The organism is Micromonospora sp. LOL_021 (assembly GCF_048060215.1).
Lineage (GTDB): Bacteria > Actinomycetota > Actinomycetes > Mycobacteriales > Micromonosporaceae > Micromonospora_E.
Window position 1 is genome coordinate 1 of record NZ_JBHMIN010000104.1, and the last position, 5,381, is coordinate 5,381.

6 protein-coding genes and 1 CRISPR repeat array are annotated in these 5,381 nt (G+C 68.1%); of the genes, 5 read left to right on the forward strand and 1 reads right to left on the reverse strand.

What is annotated here, in order from left to right:
- Positions 1-51: 51 nt before the first annotated feature.
- The gene (locus ACFHWT_RS30985) at positions 52-783 is read right to left on the reverse strand and encodes a hypothetical protein (RefSeq protein ID WP_416598194.1); all 732 of its coding nucleotides are present in this window, start codon (positions 781-783) and stop codon (positions 52-54) included.
- 80 nt (positions 784-863) lie between these two features.
- Here ACFHWT_RS30985 and ACFHWT_RS30990 point away from each other — a divergent pair, with 80 nt between their 5' ends.
- The 5 genes from ACFHWT_RS30990 (at position 864) to ACFHWT_RS31010 (ending at position 4,505) form a co-directional block, all read left to right on the forward strand.
- Positions 864-1,577, forward strand: a complete 714-nt coding sequence (locus tag ACFHWT_RS30990) for a hypothetical protein (RefSeq protein ID WP_416598195.1) — start codon at positions 864-866, stop codon at positions 1,575-1,577.
- Between the two features lie 90 nt (positions 1,578-1,667).
- Positions 1,668-2,315, forward strand: a complete 648-nt coding sequence (locus tag ACFHWT_RS30995) for a (d)CMP kinase (RefSeq protein ID WP_416598196.1) — start codon at positions 1,668-1,670, stop codon at positions 2,313-2,315.
- Positions 2,312-3,433 (forward strand): thiamine-phosphate kinase, encoded by a 1,122-nt coding sequence (thiL, locus tag ACFHWT_RS31000; protein WP_416598198.1) that lies wholly within the window; start codon positions 2,312-2,314, stop codon positions 3,431-3,433. Before ACFHWT_RS30995 ends, thiL begins: the two co-directional genes overlap by 4 nt.
- Positions 3,434-3,437: 4 nt before the next feature.
- Positions 3,438-4,070: a class I SAM-dependent methyltransferase gene (locus ACFHWT_RS31005; protein WP_416598199.1), complete on the forward strand. Its 633-nt coding sequence runs from the start codon at positions 3,438-3,440 to the stop codon at positions 4,068-4,070.
- 132 nt (positions 4,071-4,202) lie between these two features.
- A complete protein-coding gene (locus tag ACFHWT_RS31010; protein ID WP_416598201.1) occupies positions 4,203-4,505 on the forward strand; it encodes a CRISPR-associated endonuclease Cas2 in 303 nt (100 codons plus the stop codon).
- Between the two features lie 208 nt (positions 4,506-4,713).
- Positions 4,714-5,322: a CRISPR direct-repeat array (repeat unit 36 nt; unit sequence GTCGCAGCTCTCTCGGGAGCTGCCCTTCATTGAGGC).
- The last annotated feature ends 59 nt before the right edge of the window (positions 5,323-5,381 follow it).

Below are 5,381 nucleotides of genomic sequence, written 5' to 3' on the forward strand. Positions count from 1 at the left end.
ACTCCACCTGACCCACTTCGAATACAAATACCTGACGGCAAGTCGCTGAGATCAGCTCAGTGAGTTGATCTCGTGCCACAGGTCGTCGCCGACGAGGGTGGCGAAGCCACGGCTGCTGTCCACGCTGACGCAGCCGACGAACTCGCCCTCGCCGTCGCGGATCGGGCTGGCGAAAACGGCGCCCCGGTGGCGGACCCGGAGGAAGTCCGGCCAGGTGAGATTCATGACGGCGTCGCCACCGTGTGACGCGACGTGCGCCTCGTACGAGGCCTGTGTCGTCAGTTTCGCGGCGAGCGTCTCGACGTCGACGGCGACCTCTTCGTTGCGTTTCCAGCAGAGCCCGACGACTCCGACGCCGTATGCTGGCGCGAACGCTCGGGTGGTAGGTGTGCTGCCCAGCCGGTACGTGGCCACCCGGACCAGCCGGCGGTGCGGGCGGCGTAGCGACCAGGAGACCCGCCACACGTGCAGGCCGAGATCGGCTGCGGGCAGCGGCGGTGCCGACCGGGCGGCTACCGTCAGCAGCCGGCCGAGGTGGTGCAAGACCTGCTGTCGTACGGCGGTGCGGCGGGCCACCTGGGACCGTTCCGCCCACAGTTGGGCCGGCGTGAGCGCGCCGAACGTCGCGATGGCTGTCACGGCGACGCCGACGATGTGGCCGCGACCGCCCGCGAATCCGTCCCAGAACATCGCCGACGGCACCGAATACTGCTCCGCGACCAGTACGCAAGTTGCGGTCAGCATGATGGTGCGATCAAGGAACTTTGCCGTGAGCGGCCGCATACCTCAACGGTAAGTCGTAATGCCATCTCCGTAGTGTCGATCAATTTGTCGGCAGTGACGTCCGTCGAGTCTCTGATACCGTGAACGTCTACGCTTTACCATCCAGCGTGGAGGTCGGTATGCCTCGGTCGTCGGCGTGTGATGGTGATGAGCTGTGCGACGAGTTCCGCCCGGGTGGCGGCGGCAGCTTCGCCGCCGTATACCGGGGAGATCCACCGAGTCGGACGATCGCGTCCCTGTCGGGGCTGCGGCTCGTCGCTGACCTGTCTCCGCTGGTCGTAGGGCATCTGCTCCTGCTGCCGGAGCACCACCATCTCAGTTTCGGTCACCTTGACGCCGGGCTGATCGGTCAGGTCCGGGAGGTCGTTGGGTGGCTGCGGCAGCGCTATGTCGCCACCTTCGGCCAAATGGCCATCATGGAGCATGGATCTTCCACGGCAACGCCGTCCGGGTGTATCACCCACGCCCACTGGCATATCCTGCCGGTAAATGGATCACAGCTGGCAGAAATGATCACCCTCGACGGGCTGTCGGCCATCCGACTGCCTAATTTGACCGCGCTGCGGCGCTTCGCCGAGGCCGACCAGCCCTACTTCTACTGCGCCGACGGCGACAACCATGTCGCATTCGAGGCGCACCCGTCGCATCCGGCCCCAGTACCTGCGTTCGGTTGCCGGCACACTGCTCGGCATCGCGGAACCCGAATGGGACTGGTCGCTGGTGGTCCGCAGGCACCTGCTGCGGGCAACGATGATCGCCACTGCCGGCTGGCAGGAGCAACTCACCACCCCTGATCACCACGAGCGGTCCAGCGTGTCCATGCGTGCTCGCGTGAATGACGTACGGTGACGACAGTCCCGCTTCGACAGAAGGCGACCTCGCCGATGCACCAGGATTCCACGATCTCCATTGACGGCCCTACCGCCAGCGGTAAGACAAGTCTCGCGTACGCGCTCGCGGCGCAGCTGGACATGCGCGTACTCGACACCGGGCTCACGTACCGCGCCGTCGCCTACGTCGCCTCGCGTGGGCCGGTGCCGCCCGGCCGGCAACTGTTCGACGCGCTGCGGCACGAGCCGGCCACGCCGGGGACGCGACCGGTCACCCCGACGGTCGTTTACCACCAGGAGAGCATCATCGACGATCTCTGGTCGTCGGAAGTGGAACAGCACCTACGGGCCGTGTCGGCCGACCCGGCATGGCGCCACGTCATCACCCAATATCACCGCACGATCGTTGACGGCCATGAGCGGATGATCGCGGTCGGCCGCGACTGCGCCACGACGATCATGACCGACGCCGACTGCCACATCTTCCTCACCGCCGCCGACGCGGTTCGGCGGGAACGCCGCCGCGCCCAGCACCGGGCGCAGCCGGGACGTGCCGTCCACGTCGGACCGCCTACTCGGCTCGACGACACCATTCGTGAATATGTCGCCTGCCGGCCACACGGCCTGGTACTGGACACCACGTTTCTGCCGGCAGTTGCCGTGCTGCGGGCAGTCGTACACCATCTGGGAGCGCGCCGATGACCTCGCCCGCCAGCTACTCCGATGAACCGACCCGGGTCGCCGCGCTCGTCGGCGCATTCCTTTCCGGCCAGTCCGGCGCGGTCCTCGGCGACAGTTACGGCCCGCTCGCCACGCTCACCGCCGGGGCCGACACCCGCGACGACTGCGCGATCTACGACCTTGACGGGCCGGTCACCCTCGTCGTCGGATCCGATTACGTACGCGGACCGAGGTTCGCCCTCTACGAACACGGCCTGCTCACCAACGTCGACATCGGCTACTACCTGGTCGCCGCCAACGTCAGCGACATCGCGGCGATGGGTGCCGCGCCGATCGGCGTACTGACCGTCGTGCGCTACCCCAACGACCTCGACGACGCCGGATTCCTCGACATCATGGCCGGCATCCACCAGGCCTGCACCAACTTCGGCACCCTCAACGTCGGCGGCGACATCGGCAACGCCGAACGCATCGTGCTCTCCGCGTCCGCGATCGGCGTCTGCCGTACGGGCAGCGCCCTGACCCGCCGTGGCGCGCGACCCGGCGACCACCTCTGCGTCACCGGCCCCTGCGGGGTCCTCGGCGCTGCCGTCGCCTACTTCCCGAAGCGTGCCGTCAACGGGTGGGCGCTGCCCGACAGCGTCGAAGCCGACCTGCTCGACAGTTGGCGGCGGCCCCGCGCCCGGGTCGCCGAAGGTCGGCTGCTGTCGACCGGCGGCTACGCCACCGCCTGCCAGGACACCTCGGACGGCCTGCGCGCCACCATCGAGCAGCTCGCCGCCGCCAGCGGGGTCGGCTTCACCGTCACCGCCGACGACATCGCCGTCCACCCCGCCGTCAGTGCCGTCGCCAAACTCACCGGCACCGACGACCTCACCCTCGCGATGAGCGCGTCGGCCGACTTCCAGCTCGCCTTCACGGTGCCACCGGACCGGCTCGACGCCTGCCGCGACGCCTTCGACCGCAGCGGTCTCATCTTCGACGTCATCGGCCGCGCCACCCCACCCGAGGACGGTGTCAGCCTGCTTACCCGGGACGGCAGCAGGACCGCCCTGCCCGGCGTCGCCTGGAAACATCAGAGCACCGACATCAGCACCCTCGTCACCGGCGGCGGCGCCCCGGGCGCCCCGGCGCGGTGACCCCGTGCCTGCCGTGGCCCCCGGCTGGTCCGGCACCGCCCAGGTACGCCGCTCCTACGCCGCCTTGGTCGAGCACTACACGGCGATGACGGCCGACTACGGCCGGTTCCCCGGTCTGCGGCAGGAGCTGACGGACTTCCTCACCGCGCTCGGGCCAGGGCCGGTGCTCGACTTCGGCTGCGGAGCGGGCCGCGACGCCGACCTGGTCGCCGGCACCGGCCGGGCCGTCGTCCTCGCCGACGTCACCCCGGAGCTGCTGCGCGCGACCACCGTACGGATCGCCATCGACGCTGCTGTCTGCTGCGACGCGCTCGCCCTGCCGCTGCGGTCCGACACCTTCGCCGGTGTCATCGCCAGCGGGGTCCTGCTGCACCTGCCCCGGCGCTACACGGTCACCGCGCTGGACAACATCCGACGGGTCCTGCTGCCCGGCGGCAAGGCGTTGATCAGCATGAAACACGGCGGTCGCGACGGCTGGCGCAGCACTGACGACTTCCCGGCCCCGCGCTGGTTCACCTACTACGCGCCGGAGGAGTTTGCGGCGCTGTGTCGCAAGGTGGGGCTGCGTGTCGCGCAACTGGACGTCAGCAGCCGCAAGGACTGGTTCACCGCCACCACCGAACACCCCGAGCTGTAGTTTCTACTCCGGACCCGCTCTGCGGCCGGAGCTTTCTGGCCGTCAGGTCGCCGGCTATAGCCCCGCCGGGCCGACGATCCAGCTTGCGCGTTCCGGAAACCACGCGACGTACTCGATCTCGGCTTCGCTGGCGTGCCGGTAGCGGCCGGCGGTCGAGCCGGACCGCAAAGCTGGTGTGGGCCGACCTCGCTGCGGCGATGCGGCAGGCAAGAACTCGAATCGTATGGCGACCGCGTCCAGCTCAGCCTGTTCGTCGGTCACGCCCACCCCGCGAAGATCCTGCGGCTGCAGGCCGCGCTGACCGACACGATCAACCAGGGTACGGATTCCATCCTGCTTTGCGACCTGGGTACGCTGCGGGAGCGCGCCAGCCGATCCCTCGACGTGATCGGCCAGGGCCGCCCGATCACCGGCCACGGTCCGGCCATCCTGTAGCCCCGCCGTCCGCCCTACCGCTGCCCTCCGCGAGGGGTCCGTCGTGACGGCCGTGAGCGCGGACCTCTCGCGGAGCTGTCTTTCCTGTTCAGACGCTGTTCTGCAGTGGACGATGATGGCTCTGGGGCGGTCGCGAGGCCCTCCGTCGGCGGACCTCTCGCGAACCGGTCGTTCCGCCGCAGGTCAGGAGGGGTAGAATTCTGACCCTGTCGCAGCTCTCTCGGGAGCTGCCCTTCATTGAGGCCCGGTTCAGGCCGAGCAACCCGGCGGCCCACATGACCCGGGTCGCAGCTCTCTCGGGAGCTGCCCTTCATTGAGGCTCTGCTATGAATGCTGGCGAGATATGATAGCACGGTCGCAGCTCTCTCGGGAGCTGCCCTTCATTGAGGCTCTTCCGCAGCGAGCATTGCGCTCCGGCTGGTGCAGGTCGCAGCTCTCTCGGGAGCTGCCCTTCATTGAGGCCCATCACATTGCGTGATTGGCCCTTTTGGCCTATTGTCGCAGCTCTCTCGGGAGCTGCCCTTCATTGAGGCGTCGTACCGTCCGATCCGCCGTCGGACAGGCGGATGTCGCAGCTCTCTCGGGAGCTGCCCTTCATTGAGGCGCGAGCGGAGCGCCGCGAAGAACGATCTCATCCGTAGGTCGCAGCTCTCTCGGGAGCTGCCCTTCATTGAGGCGGTGTGCATCACGAGACTCCGTCTCTCTGGTAGGTCGCAGCTCTCTCGGGAGCTGCCCTTCATTGAGGCTGATGCGCGAGCGCGGAAACCCGCATCAGCTGTAGGTCGCAGCTCTCTCGGGAGCTGCCCTTCATTGAGCACGGGCACGGCAAAGTCGGCCGGGTTGGTGTTTAGGCTGGTTGGAGCTGTAGGAGTTTGA